The organism is Noviherbaspirillum autotrophicum (assembly GCF_000818395.1).
Lineage (GTDB): Bacteria > Pseudomonadota > Gammaproteobacteria > Burkholderiales > Burkholderiaceae_D > Noviherbaspirillum > Noviherbaspirillum autotrophicum.
The window spans coordinates 951,976-972,644 of record NZ_JWJG01000028.1 but is presented as its reverse complement, the minus strand read 5'-3'; the positions used below and the strand labels follow the sequence as shown (position 1 = coordinate 972,644).

Below are 20,669 nucleotides of genomic sequence, written 5' to 3'. Positions count from 1 at the left end.
CAATTCCTTTCCGGTTGCAGGTGCCAATGGCGTGGACGACGGACTAGCGCAGCGCGCTGCGATACACCAGGGCCACAAGCGGTGCCGGGAGCATGCGTATAGGAATCCTGGAAGCCAGGAAGAACAGGTACCCGCTCAGGTCAAGAAAGCCGCTTTCATAAAACGATCTGGCCAGCGCCAGTTCCGCCCTCGCGTAACGAAGGCCGCGCCGGCGACTGAACTGGGACGAACCGGTGCGCATGTGCACCAGCGGCTCAGGGATATTCATGATCTTGACTCCACGCAGCAGGCACCTGACCCACAATGCGTAATCCTCAAGGCCATGGAAATTCGGATAACCGCCTACGGATAGAATCACGCTGCGCCGGTACATGATGGTGGGATGGTTGAGTGGATTGCGCATGCGGGCAAACTTCGCCAAGGCGTCAGGAGACACGGGCAGACGCCTTCCCGCGCGCCAGGTACCGCCTTCCGCATCGAACTCGGTGGTATCACTGCCGACGATCCCGATTTCCGCATGACTGTTCAGCACGTCGATTTGCCGCTGGAAGCGATCAGCCCGATTGATGTCGTCGGCATCGCAGCGGGCCACGGTATCGCATTCGCACTCCTGCAAGCCCGCATTCAGCGCATCGGCCAGGCCGACATTCTGGCGCAGGCGGACATTGTCGAGCGGCAGAATGCCATGATAGGCATCGATTGCCCTGTGCAGTTCGGCAGGAAGAGGTCCATCTTCCACCACGACCACTTGTTGGGGCAGGCATGTCGATGCTGCGATGCTGTCCATGCATTTCTCAAGGTTCTCGGAGGTTTCCCCCGCATACACGGGCAACAGGACAGAAAATTCACGAATCTGGTGCGAAGGCGACGAGATAGGCATTTTTATCTTCCCGGAAGAATGGAGGAAAATGAAGGTAGGTGTTTTGGCAGCCTGCGCGAACTTTCCCTAAGCACGCAGACGGTCAGAATGCATGTGCAGAAGATGAGCCAGAGGATCGGCTCATAGACATAGAATTTCCCAAAGAGCAGAGGGAGATAAGCCAGCAGGCCGGGCAGCCGCCCTATCGCATACGCGGCGTAGCCTGCGCTTCCGAAGACGGCAAGACTGACAGGCAGGCCCAGCAGGATGATGGCGTTGAGCAGCACGCCGGCATCCTGGGGCGATTCGCAGCCTTCGCAAAAATCATGGTCGAGCGGCTTGCCGAACACGAGGACTTCGTCGAATTCGCGCAGGAAGCCGTCGTAGGCGCGAAGCTTCGAGTCGCCGGAGCTGTCTCCCATGGTCGACCGCTGATAGAGATATTCCGCGACCTCGTCCATCCCAAGGTCTGCCACGAAGGCATACGTGCCTGCAAGGACAACGGCGATGCCGAGCAGCTTGACCAACGTTCCCGAGCGCATGACCGATAGCGAGGACATGCAGGCCGCGAACAGGTAAATCGACGCAGACAGAATTCCCCAGAAGGAAAATGTCAGCAGCGTGCTGGCGATCGCCACCACGCTGAAGAAATCGAAAAACCGCCTCCTCGCCAAACCACGCAAGAATACGAGGCCATACATCCAGTTCGAATAGGTTCCGGGCTCGATATGCACGCCTGTCATCCGCAACAGGCCGTCGTCCCAACCGGAGGAGATGCGGGCCTCGCTGTACGGATGGAATATCTGATGGACATCGATGACGGCGCCCCAGCCGATATAGAGAGCGAACTGCACGGCAAATGAAATTAGCCAGGCCGCAAGCAGGAAGTCGAGCGACCGCAGCAAGAGCGGCCGCAGACTGCCATGGACCAATCCAGCCGCGATCACGGCGCCGAACCAGATGAAGGCCAGGGAAGCCAGGACATACCATGACACCGGCGGCCAATTGGTCAGCAAAATCCATGCGCTCAGGAGCATCAACGGCGGCACCAGGCGGTAGAAGCCGGTCTCGCGTGCCGCGCCCAGGCCTGCAACGAATGCGCACAGACCTCCTGCCACGGCGCGTATCTGATCTGCCGGCATCGAGCCTTGTCCATGGGCGACTTCGGCAGGCGTGAGCAGATAATGCAGCAGGAATGCGATGGCAAGTGCCGCGCAGTAATGAGCGCTGCTGCCATGTGATCGATGCTCCCACTTTTCCAAGTCCATCACCGCTCCAAGGAAACCCGTTTGTGCGAATGCTGCTGTCGATAAATCCGTTCTTATTCCCACTTACCGTCAAGGCGAAGCTGCCCGGCTTCCATAAGGCGGCTTGAATGCGCCAACAACATCGCGCACGTCATTCCGTCGCATCAGCAACAGACTGAAGAAAGGCGCCTTCGTAATGGCCCGATAGGTAAGAATCTTCATCATGAGATCGACGATGTAGGCCGCTGAAGTGACGATGGCGGCGCCATGAATGCCAAGATGCGGCAGGGCGATGAGATTGCCTGCCACGGTCAGCACGACGCCGGCCATCGCCATGTACAGATTCAGTTCCGGCCGGCCGCGCGCGGCGATATCATTGGCGATGACGCGCGCCGGGGCCAGTGCAACCATTCCCGGCAAGAGAAGAAGGAAAGGGACGTAGCTGGGGCGATACATCACCCCGAAGAACATCGGAATGAGCGGATAGGCAAGCACGCCAAGCAAGACAGCGCCAACTGCCGAGACGGCAAACACCATGCGCGAAATTGCTGTCGTGATCTGAACCCGCCGCTCTTCCTCCTTCGTCATCGCAGAGAGCTTGGGCAAAAGCACCATGCTCACGGCCTGGGACAACATCCATAACTTCTCGCCGATTTGAAAGGCAATGGAATAAATCCCAGCCGCGGCGGGATTGATCAGCATGTTGATCAGGAAGGTGTCGGCACGGCTTTGCAGGAAGGTGAGCAGATTGCTCAGGTAAGCCTTGAATCCGTAGCGCAGCGCCTTGTCCATGTAGCCACCCGACGAAGCCTGCGCCCTTGATCTCAGGTGCCTTCGCAACAGCAGCCAGGAAAACACCGCGCCACCGGCAGCCCCGGCGAGATTCGCACATACGGGAGCCAGTATCTCGCTGCGGCCAGCCGCGAGCAATGCCGCAATGCCGCTCAGCGTCAATGCCGGCTGGGCCAGCATGCACAGGTTGAGCCGCCGGAAATCCTGCAGCCCCTGGAACAGACTGTTAAGGAAGCCTTGCGCCAGGCTGAATGGAAATGCAAGCAACGCGACCCACAGTACCGGCCGATCGATTCCGGGGAAATAATCTCCGGACTTGAACAGGATCACTCCTGCCCCAAGAAGCAAACCGGCCACGCCCAGCACCAGAATCAGTGTCAAACTGGTTTTCCAGACCGTATGAACCGGGAACCGCCCGCCCCCGAGATAATAAACATTGGAAGAATTGGCGCCCAGGTTGAAGAAAGTCACCAGCAGCATTGGCAACAGCAGCGACACCACATATACCCCGCTCCCGCGCGGGCCATATCCCTTGGCGATGAGCGCGACGATCGCCAGCTGGATCGCAGCGGTCAGAAGTTGCACGCCAAGCATGCGCGCAAAGTTCTGGAACAGCAGGCGCAGATCAAGACGAAATGCTGTAATGGGATGCATGGATGGGAAGCTCGCAAGAACAAGATGACGGCGGACGAAAGCAATGGTTTGGCATCACGCGGCGTCCACGCTGTTTTCCGCGCGGGACCCGGCCGGCTGCCCGGCATAGGCAGCGACGTGGCTGCTACCCCGTTCGCTCTGGCGCACATCGCCGCCAGAGATGGGCTGCGTGACCGCTGCGACATTGCCGCTGTCACGCACCAAACTTTCAATGAATCCTCCATAGTTTCGCCGCGCATCGTAATGCTGTTCGATAGTGCAGCGCGCGGCACTCCTGAACCCGGCATGCTTCAACTTCGGATATAAAGACAGAATGGCATCGGCAATATCGGCTGGCCCTGGATTGTTAGTCAGGAGCGCGCCGCATTCGTCCGATACGATTTCGCGGACCGCACCGATATCCGGCGCAACCACCGGCACACCGAAACTCATCGCTTCCATGATCGAAACCGGCACGCCCTCCACTTCGCTGGAGTTGATGAACAGATCAACGGCATGCGCGGCGAAGAAGTTGCGTACCGCTTCGTTGGAGAGCTGCCCAAGGAATTGCCATTCCAGCTTGCCGTCATTCAGGCGCGATCTGGCATGCGCCTGCAGCTCTTCGAACAGCGGCCCGTCGCCGATATGCGTCCACGAAATGCGTAGTTCCGGCCGCTTTTGCGAGACAAGACTTAGCGCGTCAATAATGCGATCGATGCGCTTGTACGGCAGGCAGAAGGCAACGGACACGACATGCAAGCATCCGCTGCCCGTCTGCGTCGCGCAGGTGGTCGGCAATGCCACGCCGAGACGCGCCACATGTATCGTCGACAACGGTGCGCGATATGTTTGGCGCAAGTAACGACGGCCCTGGCTGGATATAGGGTAAAGCCGGTCAAATTCGGCGAGGAATTGCCACTTCAACGGCATGTAGCCGCGCGGCCGCTGTTCGACATACAGATCGAAGCCATGCAGCCGCGATATCAGGCGTGGAACCAGGCCTTCACGTTTGAGCAACGCAGCCGCAAAAGCCTGCGTGTCATTCCAATAGCAATACATCAGATCGAAGCTGCCGGTGCGGCGCAGGCACTGCTTCAGGCCGCGGCGAATCGTCAACACCCACATCACGGTATACAGCGCCTTGACTGCGCTATACCAGGTGAGCTTGCTGGTCATCCGGAGGCGTCCGACCTCTTTCCAGAATACGGGCGACATGACCGCAGTCATCAGGCTCGCGGCGCGCGATAATCTTGTCGCGGTATCGGCAAGCGAGGTGTCGACACGAATATTCGCTGGAAGAACGCGAGGCTCGCCTTTGCAGGCCAGCGGCAACAGGGTCACCTCTACGCCAGGCGCGCATGCCCAATGCCGGATTTCTTCCTCGAGGAACTGCTCTCCCGACGGGTAGGGATAAGATTGCGTCAGAATGGCGACAGTGAACATGGAGTGGCTGTAAAAGTGATTTTTCGACCAATACTGGTATTTGCAGCGCGTGCAAGCTCCCCTGCCCGCTATCCTCGCTGCCCGCCCGATGTGGCGGCGAATACCGGACATGGGCTAACGTGGCACAGGCACGCGGACGACTTCCATGAGCCGTCAAACATAGGCCGCGCTATAGCCATAGCGCGTCTGGCGCGATCGCATGTCGTTGTAGACCACTTCACTGCGCCCGGCCCCCATGCGCTCAAGCTGCTTTTCCACTTCTTCGATTTCGCCGAGACTCGTTTTACCCGCTCGCACTATGTTGAGGATAAGATCGGCATGCGGCACGATCATCAGCGTGTCGGCGACTGTGAGCAAGGGAGCCGTGTCGATGACGACGACGTCATATGTGCCAGCGGCATGCTGCAGCATGTCGCCAAACTGTGAATCGGACAGCACATCGACGGGCCTCCTGGGCAGACCGCCTGTGGAAAGAAAATCGAGGAAAGGCATGACCTCCCGGTGTACTGCCTGCTCCAGCTTCACCTGGTTGCCGACGGCTTCGCACAAACCAACTCCCCGCTCCAGCCCGAAGCGACGATGCAGCGCACCGGTGCGCAAGTCAGCGTCGATGAGCAACACGCGCCGCCGAGAGGAAGCGAGCACCGCCGCAAAATTGCTGGAGATGAAGGACTTGCCTACACCAGGAGTGGGACCAACGATGACGACGACACGGGTGCTTCCATGGCGCTTGCCTGCGCCAGGAGCGTAGGTCAGACGCATCATTCTTTGTCCGTCTCGCCCACGCGATTCATGCAACAAGCATTGCAGGCGGCGCAACCCTTCGACAGCGGCATCTTCCGGCATCTCGCGGGGAAGAACGGCGGCCGAATCGCCCTTTTGCATCCATGAGAGCCATGGCTTGCGTTTGTCCTTGGCACTGTTCCTGGGGCTGTTGCTATGCAAGACAATACCGGCGACCGGCACCTGCAGGCTCCGCTCGATTTCCATCGGGTTGTAGACGCGCCCGCCCAGCATCTTTTTGGCCAGCACTGCCAGCAACCCCAGAAGCAAGCCCAGCACGGCTGAGGACAAGACCGCCAGCGCACGCTTGGGCTTGACCGGCGTAACTGGTGTCTCCGGCAAATCCAGCAGGCGTACATTGCCAACCTTGCTGGCGGAAGCCAGCCGCAATTGCTGGGCCGCATTCATGACATTGGTGTAGACATCCGTGTTGACGCTCACATCGCGGCGCAACTGCAGGATTTCCTGTTCGATTTGCGGCAGTCGCTTGATCTTTCCATTCACATGGTCTGCTTCGCGATTGAGCGCCGCGATCTGGTTAGTGATGGCCTGCACCGCGGGATGACCCGCTTCGAAGCGCGCCATCAGTTCCGCCTTTTTCTGATTGAGTTCAAGCAGCTTGGTCTGGCCGAGCACCGACACCTGCAGCAGGCCCTTGGCCTCTTCGCCCAGATCGACCAGCCCCCATCGGTTTCGCGCTTCGTTATATTTGAACTCGGATTCTTCCAGGGTCTTTTTCAGCTCGGGCAGCTGCCTCTCCAAAAACGCGAGCTGCTTTTCCGCGCCTTCCGAGATGCGATGCTCGTTCTGCATCAGATATTGGTGCGCAACTTCGTTCAAGACCAGCGCAGCCCGCCTTGCATCGTCGTCTTCCAGTGCGACCGCAATCACGCCGGACTGCCGCCCTTTTTCGCTAACTTCGATATCGCGCTGAAGCTTTTCGATGGCTGCGAGTCTAGGGTTTCGGATGAGCGTGAACTGCTCGCCGGGCCGGCCGGCCATGCGATCAACCTGGATGTCGAGCGGGCCCATCGGCGTATTCGCGCGCAGCGGCTGCCCTGCATATCCGGTAAAGGCCACGCCTGCATCTTCAAGCGTGACGGAAAACCGTTGTCCTGGCAGGATGGTCAGCAAAAATCCCGCGCGTTCATATGCCGCTGGCACGTCGAAGCGGGTCACATCGACTCTTGCGTTGCTCCACACATGACCCGAAGTCAGCAGCCATGGCGGCAGGATGTTTCCCAGGTTATGTCGCGCCGCCAGACTGCCCAGTACAGGGAAATAGTGGGGCTTCACGTCGATGTACAAATGCGCCTTGTCCACTGCGGCGGAAAGCACCATCCTGGACTTCAATACCTCCAGCTCCGGAGCGCCGGCCGTCTTGATATCGAAGGATTTCAGGGAATCGGTAGGGGAAACTGCTCTCGGCAGCGCACCGATATCCTCGACCTGAAAAAGAACTGTTGCCTTGTATATCGGTATAGATAGGAAAGCGTATGCCAGGCCGGCAGCGATCACGATGGCCGCTATCCCGGCAACAAGCCAACTGTTTGCGAGGATCAGATCGATATAGAGGTTCGGGTCCGTTCTGGAAGAGGATAGCGTTGCTTGGGTCCGTGTTTCATCGCGCATGCCTGCGCGAGTGTAATGCTGAGGAATAGGAACTTGTGTTACGTCGTCATTGACCATTGCGTATTCCCTATATTCTGCATGCGTTGCAGCCGTGCGGCTAAACAAGACGTGGGCAGCCCGTACATGGACGCTTATATCGACTTGGTTTTGTGTTCAGGGAGAAGACCAAGCCCGACGATTGGATTGAGGCACCAATGTCCGCGTACCAGCCGTGCATAAATCGCCATGTACAGAAACACTTGCGCGACAATGCAGGCAATCGCGGCACGCTTGGTGTCCCCGTAATACGCCGCGAGAAAGGCAAACGGCGCATTAATTGTCATCAGCGTTGCCGTTGTCATGGCGTTGCGAAGCCAGGGCCGCATCTCGCTGGAGGGAATGATGCGCGAGACGAGCCGTCGATAGACCAGCATGTGGAAATGCAGCCGGTCGGGCAGGCCGGGGCTCATCTTTCTGATAAATTTCTTCCGGTAGATGCTGTAGATGACTTCGATGACCGGATAGGCGCAAATGGCGAGCAACTGCCACGCGGTCAACGATGGATGACGAACGACAAGCAACACCGCGACCTCGGCAATCCAGAAACCCAGGAAGTATGCGCCGCTGTCCCCCATGAAAATGCGCCCCGTGGGGAAGTTAAAAACCAAAAATCCCAACGCTACGCCAGCGCCCGTCATTGCAAGCTGCAGGATGAACACATCATTAGCCTGCCATGCCAGCACGCCCATACAGCCGAGAATCATGATGGCGGTGAGCGCGGCAAGGCCATTGAAGCCGTCGATGATATTGATTGAATTGGCGATGCCTGCGCCGGCAAACGCCGTTACCACCAACGCGATAGGCGTCACCTTCAGCAGCACGTCGATGACCCAGACATCCATGCGCGGGAGAATGGCACCGAGGAGCCAACTGGCGATCAACGGACTGGCGAAAGTGGCCAGCAGTCGAGTGGTGACAGACACCTTTTTCGTCAGGTCCTCAACAAATCCGACCAGGAAGGCAGGCAGCGCCGCAAACAAGAGCTTGACATGGACAAGGGTCGTGTCGGTCTCTTCACTCAGAAAAAAATATGCACTGGCTGCCAGCATGCCAATGAAAAAGGAAATCCCCCCTACTCTTGGTACTGGCCGCGTGTGGAATTTCTGGGCCGCACTCATGTCATGGTCCAAGGAATGAGAGCCATGCCAACGTTCTGTGCCTACGATCATCATGCTCGAAAAGAAGCTCGTGCTGCTCGCGACTAATAGAGCGGTGAGAAGAGTAGAGTTGGTCGTCATCCAGCATTTCCTTTGCATGAAGCCCCACGCCCCGGCCTTGGCGAGCACAAAGAGGTAGAGCGGTCGTTACCATCAAACGAGGAAGCGCGCTGTGGAGGCAGCTGCCATGAATGCAACGCCTCCACGCGTCCTCTTTCTGTTCCGCCGCACAAACATATTCGCTCGGAAAGCGGGCACGCATTACAATGGAGTTTAGTGAAGCAGGGGTGGAAAATTAAGTACCGTTTTTCGATGCATACGGCCTTGAAAATGGCGAAGCAATTTTATTTTTTGATTAATGCCATTTCGCTTCTGTCGCATAGAAAAATTTGTTCAATACCGTTTCCGCAGGCCGCACAAAGGGGTCGCCGCGTCGACGGACAACTTGTTGACTGCTGACGAGGTTGCGATATTCGTAACATGGAGCATCGTTATCCGCGCTTGCTGGAAAAGCAGCTCTTACATTCATCCTCTTTATAAGGTGGCAAAATGAAACCATCTTTTCTCAGCCACGCATGGAGGCTGACAGACAAAAGGCGCGTATGGCTGACAAGGCAACCAACCTCTTGCACGAAAACCACACCTCCCTCCCAGCCATGAATGCCGGCGCGATTCTCAAGACTATTGGCGTGCTTCTGGTCGCTTGCGGTGGCATTACCTCTCTAGCAAAGGACAAATCAACTGTGGGAGCTTTTATCATTGCCGCCGGCTGCCTGACATACCTTGCAGTTCTGATTGGCGAATGGTGGGAAAAGAAATAGGCCAATGACTTAGTGCCTATCTCAGCAGTCGTAGGATCGACCAAGTGAGAATGCCGCAGGCGAGATGGAGGAACGCGAAATAGTTCTTCGCTTTCTTGGCCCAGCGGATCAGCAAGGCACGAAACCGATTCAGCAGCTGTACGTCCGCGCCACTTCCCAGCGTCAAGTGTTACCCTTGCCGCTTCGCGTCATGCGGTTGGCGCCGTCAATGAATCGGGCAATTCCGATATTCAGTTGTTAGAAATCAACTGGAAAAGACTGTCATCCGGCCCGGCACTGCCGATTCCTGATACTGCTCCTTGATCATCTGCGCGCCCTTCTCGCCAATCATGACGCTGGGCGCGCAAGTGTTGCCGCCGATGAGCGTGGGCATGATGGAAGCATCGACCACGCGCAGACCGGTCATGCCGTGCACGCGCAACTGGGCGTCCACCACGGCCATCGCATCGATGCCCATCTTGCAGGTGCCAACCGGGTGATAATTGGTGTCGGCGCGCTCGCGCACGATTTTCCGTAGCCCGTCATCCGTCATGGCGTGCCCGGTATAGCGTTCCGCGCCACGATAGCGGTCCAGCAGGGGCGAGGCAATGAGGCGGCGGGCAATCCTGATGCCCTTGACGAACAACTCCAAGTCGTCGGGATGCCCAAGGAAATTCGGATCGATCAGCGGCGCATCAACGGGATTCGCACTGGTCAGAGTGACCCTGCCGATACTCCTGGGCCGCAGCACCGTCACGATTACGCAAAAGCCGCGCACCATCACTTTCTTTCGCCCGTGGTCGTTGGTAATCCCTCTGGAGATCTCGATCTGCAGATCCGGAACCGGCTGGTCCGGCGCGCTTTTCAGGAAGCAGTTCACCTCGGCGAAATTGCTGGTCCAGATGCCGCGCCGCTCCGTGCGGTAGGGAGCGATGCCTTTCAGGAGCGCCGCGCCGGTTGCCGGCCCCATGCTAATCAAGTCGGGGTGGCTGCAGCGATAATTGAGATTGATGTCGAGGTGGTCCTGCAGGTTGCGCCCCACGCCTGGCAGGTGATGTAGCACGGGGATGCCGTGTTTGCGCAGTTCCTCGCCGTCACCTATGCCGGACAGCATCAGCAGCTGCGGCGACTGGAATGCGCCCGCCGACACGATCACTTCCCTGCGCGCGCGGATCGCCAGAGTTTTCCCGCCCTGCCGGTATTCCACGCCGATGGCGCGCTTGCCATCGAACAGGATGCGCGTGGTGCAGGAGTTCGTCTCCACCCGCAGATTGCTGCGCGACAGGTTCGGCGTGATGAATGCCTTGGCCGCGCTGCAGCGCTCGCCATGCTTTTGCATCACCTGGGTGTAGCCGATGCCTTCCTGCTGCGCGCCGTTGAAATCGTCGGTGCGGTTGAGTCCGGACTGTACGGCGGCGTCGATGCAGAGCTGGAAAAAGGGTGCCGGCGAGCGCAGGTAAGACACATGCAGCGGACCGTCGTTGCCGTGATATTCATTGCAGAGATCCGCGTTGTTTTCGGACCGGCGGAAGTACGGGAGCACCTCGTCATACGACCAGCCGGCATTGCCGAGCGACGCCCAGTGATCGTAGTCCCAGCGATGGCCGCGCACATACATCATCGCATTGATCGACGAGCTGCCGCCGAGTGTCTTTCCGCGCGGCTGATAGCCTCTGCGGCCGTTGAGCCCGGGCTGCGGCACCGTTTCAAAGGCCCAGTTGAAGTTCCTGGTCGGCACCGTAAAGGTAAAGCCGAGCGGAACCTGGATGCGCCAGTCATTGTCGGGCTTGCCCGCTTCGAGCAGGCATACGCTGACACCGGGGTCTTCCGTCAGCCGCCCCGCGAGCACGCAACCGGCGGTACCTCCGCCCACGACCACAAAATCCGCTTCCTGCATCAATCGCCTCCAATCGGGTTTTAATCCGCCGACGTGCAGCCTATCGAAGGCCTTGCGTCATGTGGAATTCACTTTAACGAAATTCCACGGGCATTTCTTGACACAAAAAACTATTTAACTTAACAAGTCGCGCCATCCCCGAAGAGGAACCGTCAATGGAAAGCCGGTCGCATCGAAGAATGATTCCGTAAAGCTTCGTTCATTGATGGCACTCGGTTACCTGCGTCATGGGCAGGTCGCCGAAGTCGTATCGCACTATGAATTTGAATTTGCCGGAGCGCGACCGGACGACGCGCTGAAGCACCCGGGCGGCCTTGTGCTGCTCATAACGGATGCCGGCAGATGGGCTGGGTGGCTATGCGGCCGCAAGATGTCGCCAACCGCAGCAAACTAATTTCAAGCCGCCCCACCTGCTGCATCAGCCTTGTAAGTACCAATGATATGGGACGCGGATAAATTCGAATTCGGCGCAGGACAGCGCACATATCATCAATTCCAGCTCCACCAATTCGAACTTTATGACATTGGAGCGCCAGTGGCTCGCAAGGTCAATTGATGATTATCACCGAGCGATCCACGACATAGGGAGCCCTATTGGGGAATATAAAACGCCCAATTATATTGGTCGTGGAGCTTATCCAAATCACTTGTCCGTTCAGCTCATCGACCGCGGTGAATCGTGGTGAGGTCCAACTGTTAGGCAGCGAAAAAATTCACTAATAGGAGACACAGATGATCACGCGATTTCGTACCAAAATGCGCGGGCTGATGCCCGCTCTTGCCCTACTAGCCCTTGGATCAGAGGCGACCGCCAATACCCTGAACCAGAACGCGTCATGGACCATCGATCGGGCCGGCACCACGACCAAGTACCGAGCAGTGGCCTACGGCGACTCGATTTTCGCCGGCTACAACGGCAGCATTTCCAACGCGGCGAAGTACGCCGGCCCCGTGGTGCACTCGGAGTATCTTTCAGCAGTGTGGAATGCCGACATGGAGCATGTGCGCCGCACCAAGTCTGGCGCCGTGGCCTCGGACGTCTACAATAACAAGATCGTGGCCGAGCGGTCTTATATGCAAAACAGCGCCACCCGCGTCGTCGCTTTCGAGATGTGCGGCAACGACGGCCTGCAAGCACGCACGGCTTTCAAGAACCAGACCGGTACCTGTGATACCAGCGGGATGGATACGGCATTGAACAACTGCAAGACTTATGTGGCGAAGGCGATGGACTACATCAATGCCAATGCGTATGCCGGGGTCAAGCTCAAGGTCATCTCGAACCTGCACTACCCGGGCTATGCCGCCGACAACGTGCAAAGTTCCTGCAAGAGCGCCTCGACCGGCACCACAGTGAATCTGCAAAATACATTCCTTCCTTATCTCGCCAAGATGAACTGGGCGATGTGTGAGTATGCCCGGCAAAAGGGCTTCGCATGCGTCGATGCGTTCGCGCAGTACATGGGCGCCGACTACGACAGCAACGGCGACGGCAAGGTGGACTCGGACGCGTTGCGCTACATTGCGGGCGAAAGCGAGGCAGACTACGTGACCCGCATCACCACGACGCTGCGCTCCACGATCCGCGACTCCAACACGCACTTTGTGTCCGCGAGCAGCAGCTACGACTACATCCAGTCGGACGATACCCATCCAACCTACACTGGCGGCACCATCACTGCTGGTGCGTTTGGCGGCAGCAGCGGCACAGGTGCTCCCCGCTACACTTCGTTCACCGACGGCAAGAGCCCGATCTGGAACCAGTACGGTCATGAGCGCATTGGCTGGGGGCTGTCAGTCTTCAACCCGTCTGCCCCCTAAGACCAAGGAGCAGTAACCCATGAAAACGCCACGCCGCTCCCGCCAGACACCAACCGATCCGGATAATGATCACCGGGGCCGGCGCGGCTGGCGTCCCTCCATGGGCTACTTCGCCATTGCGCTCGGGCTGACCGCAGTCGGTCTCTATCTGCTGATGTCGTCCGACGAGGCCGGCAACGCGGCGACAGCCAAGGCAGCGCAACCCTCATCGCGCGACAAGTTCGTCACCTGGACGCCGCCTGCGCTGCCCTCGTCGATTCCGGCGCAAAACGAATCGCCGCCCATCGCGGAAGCAAACGCGGAGGCCAATGCGGAGAGGGATGCCGATCCGACCCGCGACCTGTCGTTTTACCTTGCCCGCGGCGAGAAGCCGACGATGGCAGAAGTCATCGAGCGCCTGCACCAGGCCGGCATCCACACCGGCCTCGGCGCATTCTCGCCGCCCGGCACCCGCCCGCCCCTGGTCGGGCTCGCGGTGCCCGAAGATTTTGAGCTTCCGCCAGGCTACGTCCGCCACCACCAGGCGACCGACGATGGCCAACCCATCGAAGCGATCCTGATGTACGCGCCCGACTACCAGTTTGTCGACGCCGCCAACCGGCCGATCGCGATTCCGAAGGATCGCGTAGTGCCGCCGGAACACGCTCCGCCCGGATTACCGATCCGGCGCATCGTGATCCCCGCACCAATGGATTCGCAGTGAGCGAACTCTGAACGCCATGGCACTGTTTACACATTCCAGTATGCGCATTCTGGCCGCCATCCTCGCCAGCGCAGTCATGTCCGGCCTGTATGCCCGCGGCGGCGCGGGCTGGCTGCTTGGCTTCGTGTTCCTCGTGCCGTGGTTGCGCACGCTCGACGCGATCCGCACGCGCGCAGGTGCGCTGCTCTCCGGCTGGGCGATGTCGGTTGCGTTCACCGCGGCGGCCGGTGCCTGGTTCGGGGCCGCGATCGGCACCTATACACAGATAGGAGCAGCCGCTGGCCTATCCTTGCTGCTTTTCGCCGCACCGCTGTTCCAGCCGCAATTCCTTGCGTTTGCGCTGGTGCGTCTTGTGGCCGGCCGGCGCTACGGGCCCGTTGTCGGCGCGTTCGCAGGCGCAGCGGCCTGGGTGGCGATGGAATGGCTCACGTTCCAACTCCTCGGCAACGCGCTCGGCTACACCCTCGGCTACGGGCTCTATCCGTCTCGACTCCTGCGCCAGGCGGCCGATGTTGGCGGCACTGCGGGTCTCACTGTCATGCTGCTGCTGGCAAACGAAGGCGTCGCGGCAGCCCTCGCGCGCCGGACTGACGGCGTTCGCGCGATGACCAAGCTGCTGGCGCTTGCCGCGCTGGTGCCGCTGCTGCTGGCTGGCTACGGCTTGATCATCCTCTCGGCTCTGCCGACCAGTGCAGGCAAGCCGCTGCGCATAGGCATGGTTCAGTCCAACATCGTTGACTATGAACGCCAGCGTCAGGAAAAAGGCGCTCACGCTGTCGTTCGCGAGGTGCTCGACACGCACTTCGCGATGACCTACGACGCCGTCGCACGGCAGCACGCGGACGCGGTGCTATGGTCGGAGACCGTGTTCCCCACTACCTTTGGCCACCCCAAAAGCGCGGCAGGCGCCGAATTCGACCGCGAGATCATCGACATCGTCAATTCCGCCGGCGTGCCATTCGTGTTCGGAACCTATGACCGCGACGCGGACGGCGAATACAATGCCGCCGCGTTCGTGGAGCCCGGCGCCGGCATCCTGGGCTACTACCGCAAGACGCGCCTGTTCCCGCTCACCGAGTATGTGCCTGCCTGGCTTGATGGAGCTGCGCTGCGGCGCTGGCTGCCGTGGGCCGGCACCTGGCAGCCCGGCACCGGCGCGCGCGTGTTCCCGCTGCGTCTATCCGACGGGCGCGAGATTCCGGTGCAGCCGATGATCTGCCTCGACAGCATGGATACCGGCCTTGCCATCGATGGTGCCCGGCTCGGCGCGCAGGCCATCCTGACGATGTCGAACGACTCCTGGTTTGCCGACGGCCCGGGCAAGGAATTGCTTCATGCCGCAGCCGCATTTCGCAGCATCGAAACTCGCCTGCCGCAGTTCCGCGTCACCCAGAACGGCTACAGCGCCGTGATCGACGCGACCGGCACCGTACTCGCCGGCGCTCGCAAGGATGAACGCATGCTGGTGGTAGGCAGCGTGCCCGTAGGAGCGCCGCCGCGTACGCTCATGGTGACTTTGGGTAACTGGGTTGGGCTTGCGGGTGTCATCTTACTCGTGCTGCTGGCGGCGGCTGCATTTGCCCGACTGCGCACGCGCCAGGCGCAAGAAGCGCCGGAACCGGCGGTTGCAATGACATTCCCGGTCAATGTTGCCGTGCTGCCTCCGGCTGCCCGTCTCGCCGCGGGCCTGTTGCGCGCCTTCGCGCGCGGCAGTTTGCTCTGGATGTGCGCGGCGATGCTGCTCAGCGATGCCTTGCGCGGGCACACGCTGGCCCAGATTCGCACTTTCGCCGGCCTCTTCATTTTCCCCGAGGTCGCTTCGTGGTGTGTGCTCTATGCTTTTGCGGCGCGGGCCTCGATTGAAAATGGCACACTCGTGCTGGCACGCGGCGCGCGGCGGATGGAGCTCGCCGTACGGGACATCGTCGCGATCGAACCGTGGCGCGTACCACTCCCCGGACCGGGCGCATCGCTGCGGCTCGCGTCGGGCAAGCGCTGGAGCTATGGGATTGCGCTCGCCGACACGGCCGCCCTGGCTCGGGCGCTGGCTTCTGTGGGCAGCGCTTCGGTAAGGGTGCGCGCGTCGTCTCGTGCGACGACATATGCAAAAGCCCGCTTGGCGATCCGGCGCGGGCGCCTCGATCATCCGTTTGCGAAGTTCGTTCTGTTCCCCATCACGCTCGCCATCCCTGCGTTCCACCTGCACCAGCACATTGCCTTTGGCAGCGGTCTCGGCGAGTACACCATGTTCGGCCTGAAAGCTTATCTCACTGCCTTCTCGCTCTGGTGGGCCTCCTGGGCGATTGCGGTCGTGCTGATCGCCGCCGCGCTGCGTGCAGCGATTGAAGCCGGCACGCTGCTGGCGGTGGCCCTGCGCCCGGGACAGGCGACCGAAGTGCGGCGCTGGCTTGAACGCTTCGGGCTTGCGGCGCTGTACCTCGGCTTACCGTCGTGGTTGCTTCTGCGCGTTTATGGCGGCTGACACTGTTTGACGCCGATAACTCGTTCGGCACAGCGCGCCAGAGCACCGGCGCACAAGGTGATTCAATCCGCATTCAATACGGCTTCCGCATGACCGGACAATTTGCTTCCCTTCGATTGCTCAGGATGAGCTTCCAGCGCCGCCGTGAGGATTTCTTGCATGATCTCTGCATTGGTAGCGAGATCTTCCATATACGAGCGACGCGGCAAGACACCATGCTCCACCGCTTTTCTCGTCCCCGCCTGCAACATTTCGCAAGTAATCTTCATCATGTTTCTCCTCTTGGGATCGTGGACTAACACGAGTCGGATTGTCCGCCGCACATGCGGTGCAGTCTGTACTGTAGCTGACACAGGCATCTGCCTTTCGCGAACCTGCAAGCCGATCCGGCAACATGGAAAGGCAAGTACTTCAACACTGCGTAAGTTCTTCACGCTGCCAGAAAAACTTTCGATACTAGAGAAGAGGTAGCGGCGTTTTTGCGGTGGAAAATGCCGATGCTTTTTTCAAGTGCTGACAGCACATTTGCCGTTGAATCGAGTGTTGCATGGCTCTATCGGTAGACACGCCGTACAGCAATGGATGCCTGTTTGTAATCTTCTCCAGTCCCCTGAAAAATTGCTTCCAATAATAGGGAGGCGTGGAACGCTACTTGCATTTAAATGGTTTTGGCTACATGCAAGGAAAAATGTATGTGCGGCCTTGCCGGCGAGCTACGCTTCGATCAAACCTTTGCCGATGTGGGCGCGGTGGCGCGAATGAACGCCGCGCACTCAAACCGCGGCCCCGATGGCGAAGGCATCTTCAGCTTGGGCTCACGCTGCTTCGGCCATCGGCGCCTGAGCATCATGGACTTGAGCCTGCGCGGGCATCAGCCGTTCATTGACAGCACCACCGGCATGGGGGTTGTCTTTAACGGCGCGATCTACAACCATCATGAGCTCCGGCAAGAACTGGAAACCGCCGGTTATCACTTTATTTCCACGGGCGATACCGAAGTGATCGTCAAGGCGTGGCACGCATGGGGCGAAAAGGCACTCGACCGCTTCCTCGGCATGTTTGCCTTTGTCCTGTGGGAGCGCGACAGCGGCATGACTTACCTGGCGCGCGACCGCCTTGGCATCAAGCCGCTTTACTACACCGTCGACAGCGATCGCCTGCGCTTTGCGTCAACCTTGCCGGCATTGCTCGCGGCAGGCGACGTCGACACCTCACTCGATTCGCAGGCGCTGCACTACTACCTGTCCATGCACGCGGTCGTTCCCGCCCCGCACACGATATTGCGCGGCATAAAAAAACTTCCGCCGGCCAGCCTGATGACGGTTTTCCCCACAGGAAAATGCACCATCAGGGAATGGTGGAATCTCGATTTCCAGCGCGGCGACGACGACGAAAAGCGCAGCTTTGAGGATTGGAAGATGGCCGTCCTCGATGCGCTGCGCGTGTCGGTCAAGCGCCGTCTGGTGGCCGACGTCCCGGTTGGCGTGCTGCTTTCCGGCGGGCTCGATTCCAGCCTGATCACGGGATTGCTGGCCGAAGCCGGCACACCGGATCTGCGCACCTACGCCATCGGGTTCGAGGCGGTCGACGAGGAAGCGGGCGACGAATATCACTACTCGGACTTGGTGGCGCGCCACTACGCCACGATCCACGAAAAACTGCACATTCCCGCAGTCGACCTGCTGCAGGCCTTGCCCAAGGCGATTACCGCGATGGCCGAGCCGATGGTCAGCCACGACTGCGTCGCGTTCTATCTGTTGTCCGAAGCCGTATCCCGCCACAGCAAGGTGGTCCAGAGCGGGCAAGGCGCCGACGAAGTGTTCGGCGGCTATCACTGGTATCCGCCGCTGATGCAGATCACGGATCCCGCGGCCGGGGTCGACGCATACCGGCAGGTGTTTTTCGACCGCACGCACCAGGACATGGAAAATCTGCTGGCGCCGCACATGCTGCTGGAAGACACGAGCGGCCATTTTCTGGAAAGCCATTTCGCCAAACCCGGCGCAAACAGCGTGATCGATCGGGCGTTGCGCCTGGATACCACGGTGATGCTGGTCGAAGACCCGGTCAAGCGCGTCGACAACATGACGATGGCATTCGGGCTGGAGGCACGCGTGCCGTTTCTTGACCATGAGCTGGTGGAGCTGGCGGCACGCATCCCGGCGCGGCACAAAATCGCCCATGGCGGAAAGTACGTATTGAAGGAGGCGGCCCGTGCCGTGATACCAGCCGAGGTCATTGACCGGCCAAAAGGCTATTTTCCGGTGCCGGCGCTGAAGTACTTGCGCGGCAGCTTCCTCGAATTCGTGCGCGGCACGCTGGACAGCACGGCTGCGCGCACACGCGGCCTGTTCCGCCGCGACGCCATCGACCGCATGCTTGAATCACCCGACAGTTACATCACCCCGTTACGCGGCTCGACGCTCTGGCAGATGGCGTTGCTGGAAGCATGGCTGCAGGCGCACGGCATATGAAGGCAATTCGACATCGCCGGCGCAATCCGCACACACCCGCTCTGCATGCCTGCGGCAGCAGGCGGCAACGCTCGCCGGGAGCCGGACATTCCTGATCGGCTCCTGATGTATCAACAAATCCGAACACGAGATAGGAAAGCATCATGAATACCGCCCAGCCTGGTTCATCCGGCAATGGAACCGGAATGCCAGCCCACCCAGAATTGGTCCGGCGCGCGCAGGATCGGATGCCGTCGCCGTGCGAGATACCGAGAGGGTCGCGCACCAACGCGATGATCGAGTGCGGATGGGGGCGCTTGCTGTACGCGCCCTCCTTCGAATCACCGGCGCTGCTGGCGCAAACACTGCTGCAGGAGGCGCCGGGCAAACGGGACATTGCGCTGCATGTCAACGCGCCGCAGCTGGTGCTGGCCGAGGCGCCTGCCAACCTGTTCCTCGACCCATCGCTGATCTTCAGGCGCAAGCTGGCTGCATCGCAGCCGCCGGAAGAGCCGGCATCGGGCGTGGTGGTGCGCCCGCTCGCGACGCGTGCCGATATCGCCGCCATCAACCGCCTGTACCTGATGCGCGGCATGGTGCCGCTCGATCCGAAAATCGTGTGGAACCAGCTCGGTTCCGAGGCGCTGGTCTACCTGATCGCCGAAGATGAAAGCAGCGGCGAAGTGATTGGTTCGGCAATCGGTGTCGACCATGAGATCGCCTTTGGCGACGAGCAAGGCGGCACGAGTTTATGGTGCCTGGTGGTGGATCCGCAAACCCGGCTGTCCGGCACCGGCCCGACGCTGGTCAACCACCTGGCCGGGTTGTTTGCCCAGCGGGGGCGCGTCTTCATGGATCTGTCCGTGCTCCACACCAACGACCACGCGATTGCGCTCTACGAGCGGCTTGGGTTTCAACAGGTGCCCGGCTTTGTGGTGAAACACAAGAACTCGATCAATGAATCGCTGTTTTCGAACACGGAAGGCATCGACGGGCTGAATCCGTATGCCCGCCTGATTGTCGATGAAGCGCGCCGGCGCGGCATCAGCGTCGACGTGCTCGATGTGGATGCCGGCATTTTCAAGTTGCGCTACTGCGGCCATGAAATCCTTTGCCGCGAGTCGCTTACCGAACTGACCGGCGGCGTGGCGATGACCTGGTGCCAGGACAAGGTGCTCACGCTGCGCCGGCTTGCGTCGATCGGGCTGAACGTGCCGCGCCAGAGGGTGGCAGGCGATCCTCAGGCCGATGCCGAATTCCTGCGCGAGTGCGGCTCGGTGGTGGTCAAGCCTGCGCTCGGCGAACAGGGGCGCGGCATCAGCGTGGATATCCGCTCGCCGGAAGATTTGCCCGACGCAATCAAGCGCGCTTCCGCCGTCGGCGGCCATGTGGTGATTGAACAATTTTGCCAGGGGCAGGATCTGCGCATTGTCGTCATCGGTTACAAGGTGGTGGCCGCGGCAATCCGCCGCCCCGCCGAAGTGACGGGCAACGGCGAATCGACCATTGCCCGCCTGATCGAGCGCCAGAGCGCGCGGCGCGCGGCGGCCACCGGCGGAGAAAGCAAGATTCCGATGGATGAGGAAACGGAGCGCTGTCTGGCTGCGCAAGGCCTGACGATGGACTCGGTGCCGGAAAACGGCCGCCATGTGCAGGTGCGCAAAACGGCCAACCTGCACTCCGGCGGCACGATTCATGACGTCACGGCGCAGCTGCACCCTGCCCTGCGCGATGCCGCCGAAGCGGCCGCCCGCGCGCTGCACATTCCGGTGGTCGGCCTCGATTTCCTGGTGGAGGCGCCGGATTCGCCGCAATACGTGGTGATCGAGGCAAACGAGCGGCCGGGACTCGCCAACCATGAACCGCAACCGACAGCGCAGCGCTTTATCGATTTGCTGTTTCCCCTGACTGCATAACAATGGCTGGAA

At 60.0% G+C, this 20,669-nt stretch carries 14 protein-coding genes and 1 pseudogene; 6 read left to right on the top strand and 9 right to left on the bottom strand.

All coding sequences use genetic code 11. The features are described from left to right. Positions 1 to 43: 43 nt before the first annotated feature. The 6 genes from TSA66_RS05770 to TSA66_RS05745 form a co-directional block, all read right to left on the bottom strand. Positions 44 to 880, bottom strand: coding sequence for a glycosyltransferase (locus TSA66_RS05770; RefSeq protein ID WP_052452132.1), 837 nt, complete (start codon positions 878 to 880; stop codon positions 44 to 46). Positions 881 to 882: 2 nt separating this feature from the next. Next, on the bottom strand, positions 883 to 2,121 hold the full coding sequence (locus TSA66_RS05765; RefSeq protein WP_157691617.1) for a hypothetical protein: 1,239 nt from the start codon (positions 2,119 to 2,121) through the stop codon (positions 883 to 885). A 75-nt stretch (positions 2,122 to 2,196) separates the two neighbouring features. Further along, the gene (locus tag TSA66_RS05760) at positions 2,197 to 3,552 is read right to left on the bottom strand and encodes a lipopolysaccharide biosynthesis protein (RefSeq protein ID WP_040039344.1); all 1,356 of its coding nucleotides are present in this window, start codon (positions 3,550 to 3,552) and stop codon (positions 2,197 to 2,199) included. Positions 3,553 to 3,606: 54 nt separating this feature from the next. Continuing rightward, positions 3,607 to 4,974, bottom strand: a complete 1,368-nt coding sequence (locus tag TSA66_RS05755; protein WP_052452131.1) for a glycosyltransferase — start codon at positions 4,972 to 4,974, stop codon at positions 3,607 to 3,609. A 153-nt stretch (positions 4,975 to 5,127) separates the two neighbouring features. Continuing rightward, the gene (locus tag TSA66_RS05750; RefSeq protein WP_052452130.1) at positions 5,128 to 7,389 is read right to left on the bottom strand and encodes a GNVR domain-containing protein; all 2,262 of its coding nucleotides are present in this window, start codon (positions 7,387 to 7,389) and stop codon (positions 5,128 to 5,130) included. Positions 7,390 to 7,520: 131 nt separating this feature from the next. After that, complete coding sequence (locus tag TSA66_RS05745; protein WP_157691616.1) at positions 7,521 to 8,666, bottom strand: MraY family glycosyltransferase; 1,146 nt, start codon at positions 8,664 to 8,666, stop codon at positions 7,521 to 7,523. A gap of 521 nt (positions 8,667 to 9,187) precedes the next feature. Between TSA66_RS05745 and TSA66_RS05740 the strand changes: the two genes are divergently transcribed. Then, positions 9,188 to 9,406, top strand: a complete 219-nt coding sequence (locus tag TSA66_RS05740) for a hypothetical protein (RefSeq protein WP_157691615.1) — start codon at positions 9,188 to 9,190, stop codon at positions 9,404 to 9,406. Positions 9,407 to 9,422: 16 nt separating this feature from the next. Here TSA66_RS05740 and TSA66_RS27605 read toward each other — a convergent pair. Together TSA66_RS27605 and TSA66_RS05735 are read right to left on the bottom strand one after the other, a co-directional pair. Continuing rightward, positions 9,423 to 9,568 (bottom strand): annotated as a pseudogene (locus tag TSA66_RS27605) (IS5/IS1182 family transposase); the annotation flags it as partial. 82 nt (positions 9,569 to 9,650) lie between these two features. Beyond that, on the bottom strand, positions 9,651 to 11,282 hold the full coding sequence (locus TSA66_RS05735; RefSeq protein ID WP_052452128.1) for a GMC family oxidoreductase: 1,632 nt from the start codon (positions 11,280 to 11,282) through the stop codon (positions 9,651 to 9,653). Positions 11,283 to 12,014: 732 nt separating this feature from the next. Here TSA66_RS05735 and TSA66_RS05725 point away from each other — a divergent pair. From TSA66_RS05725 to lnt, 3 genes are read left to right on the top strand one after another with little or no spacing between them, the layout of a single operon-like run. After that, positions 12,015 to 13,103 (top strand): hypothetical protein, encoded by a 1,089-nt coding sequence (locus tag TSA66_RS05725; RefSeq protein WP_040039341.1) that lies wholly within the window; start codon positions 12,015 to 12,017, stop codon positions 13,101 to 13,103. A gap of 19 nt (positions 13,104 to 13,122) precedes the next feature. Further along, on the top strand, positions 13,123 to 13,806 hold the full coding sequence (locus tag TSA66_RS05720) for a hypothetical protein (RefSeq protein WP_040039340.1): 684 nt from the start codon (positions 13,123 to 13,125) through the stop codon (positions 13,804 to 13,806). 16 nt (positions 13,807 to 13,822) lie between these two features. Further along, positions 13,823 to 16,288 carry an apolipoprotein N-acyltransferase gene (gene lnt, locus TSA66_RS05715; RefSeq protein WP_040039339.1) on the top strand — a complete coding sequence of 822 codons (2,466 nt, stop codon included), beginning with the start codon at positions 13,823 to 13,825 and terminating at the stop codon, positions 16,286 to 16,288. Between the two features lie 62 nt (positions 16,289 to 16,350). Here lnt and TSA66_RS05710 read toward each other — a convergent pair whose 3' ends face one another. Then, positions 16,351 to 16,560 (bottom strand): hypothetical protein, encoded by a 210-nt coding sequence (locus TSA66_RS05710; RefSeq protein ID WP_157691614.1) that lies wholly within the window; start codon positions 16,558 to 16,560, stop codon positions 16,351 to 16,353. 420 nt (positions 16,561 to 16,980) lie between these two features. On the opposite strand from TSA66_RS05710, the gene TSA66_RS05705 reads away from it, so the two are divergent. Then, positions 16,981 to 18,762, top strand: coding sequence for an N-acetylglutaminylglutamine amidotransferase (locus TSA66_RS05705; protein ID WP_040039337.1), 1,782 nt, complete (start codon positions 16,981 to 16,983; stop codon positions 18,760 to 18,762). Between the two features lie 185 nt (positions 18,763 to 18,947). After that, positions 18,948 to 20,657: an N-acetylglutaminylglutamine synthetase gene (ngg, locus tag TSA66_RS05700; protein ID WP_040042234.1), complete on the top strand. Its 1,710-nt coding sequence runs from the start codon at positions 18,948 to 18,950 to the stop codon at positions 20,655 to 20,657. Positions 20,658 to 20,669 lie beyond the last annotated feature (12 nt).

Excerpts from the sequence above, each read along its gene's own strand:
- TSA66_RS05770 (WP_052452132.1), bottom strand. The coding sequence starts at position 880 with ATGCCTATCTCGTCGCCTTCGCACCAGATTCGTGAATTTTCTGTCCTG.
- TSA66_RS05760 (WP_040039344.1), bottom strand. The coding sequence starts at position 3,552 with ATGCATCCCATTACAGCATTTCGTCTTGATCTGCGCCTGCTGTTCCAG.
- TSA66_RS05755 (WP_052452131.1), bottom strand. The coding sequence starts at position 4,974 with ATGTTCACTGTCGCCATTCTGACGCAATCTTATCCCTACCCGTCGGGA.
- TSA66_RS05750 (WP_052452130.1), bottom strand. The coding sequence starts at position 7,389 with ATGCGCGATGAAACACGGACCCAAGCAACGCTATCCTCTTCCAGAACG.
- TSA66_RS05745 (WP_157691616.1), bottom strand. The coding sequence starts at position 8,666 with ATGACGACCAACTCTACTCTTCTCACCGCTCTATTAGTCGCGAGCAGC.
- TSA66_RS05740 (WP_157691615.1), top strand. The coding sequence starts at position 9,188 with ATGGCTGACAAGGCAACCAACCTCTTGCACGAAAACCACACCTCCCTC.
- TSA66_RS05735 (WP_052452128.1), bottom strand. The coding sequence starts at position 11,282 with ATGCAGGAAGCGGATTTTGTGGTCGTGGGCGGAGGTACCGCCGGTTGC.
- TSA66_RS05725 (WP_040039341.1), top strand. The coding sequence starts at position 12,015 with ATGATCACGCGATTTCGTACCAAAATGCGCGGGCTGATGCCCGCTCTT.
- TSA66_RS05720 (WP_040039340.1), top strand. The coding sequence starts at position 13,123 with ATGAAAACGCCACGCCGCTCCCGCCAGACACCAACCGATCCGGATAAT.
- lnt (WP_040039339.1), top strand. The coding sequence starts at position 13,823 with ATGGCACTGTTTACACATTCCAGTATGCGCATTCTGGCCGCCATCCTC.
- TSA66_RS05710 (WP_157691614.1), bottom strand. The coding sequence starts at position 16,560 with ATGATGAAGATTACTTGCGAAATGTTGCAGGCGGGGACGAGAAAAGCG.
- TSA66_RS05705 (WP_040039337.1), top strand. The coding sequence starts at position 16,981 with ATGTGCGGCCTTGCCGGCGAGCTACGCTTCGATCAAACCTTTGCCGAT.
- ngg (WP_040042234.1), top strand. The coding sequence starts at position 18,948 with ATGCCAGCCCACCCAGAATTGGTCCGGCGCGCGCAGGATCGGATGCCG.